The sequence below is a fragment of the Mordavella massiliensis genome, assembly GCF_016901695.1.
Taxonomy (GTDB): Bacteria; Bacillota; Clostridia; order Lachnospirales; family Lachnospiraceae; genus Claveliimonas; species Claveliimonas massiliensis_A.
Window position 1 is genome coordinate 1 of record NZ_JACJKS010000097.1, and the last position, 280, is coordinate 280.

General features: G+C 60.7%; 1 pseudogene. It reads right to left on the reverse strand.

The window, feature by feature from the left end:
- Positions 1 to 260, reverse strand: a pseudogene (locus H6A20_RS13260) (hypothetical protein); the annotation flags it as partial.
- Positions 261 to 280 lie beyond the last annotated feature (20 nt).

Below are 280 nucleotides of genomic sequence, written 5' to 3' on the forward strand. Positions count from 1 at the left end.
GATTGCTCCCGCTCCTGCCTCATATGTCTCTCCTGATCATATTCATAGATACTCATCTTCCTCGCCTCCGCACGGTTCTTCTCCAGAAACTCCGCCAGGATCCCCTCCCTGATGCATTCCCGGATCGCACGCTCCACTGCCTCCTCGACCGGCAGCTCCTGCGCATGCCTTCGCACCCTGTCCACGTACAGGGAGTACTCCTTCAGCGTCTGGCAGGCCTCCAGCAGCCCGGGGCTGTGTCCCGCATTGACATTCAGCATCACGGCCCTCAGCTCCAGCC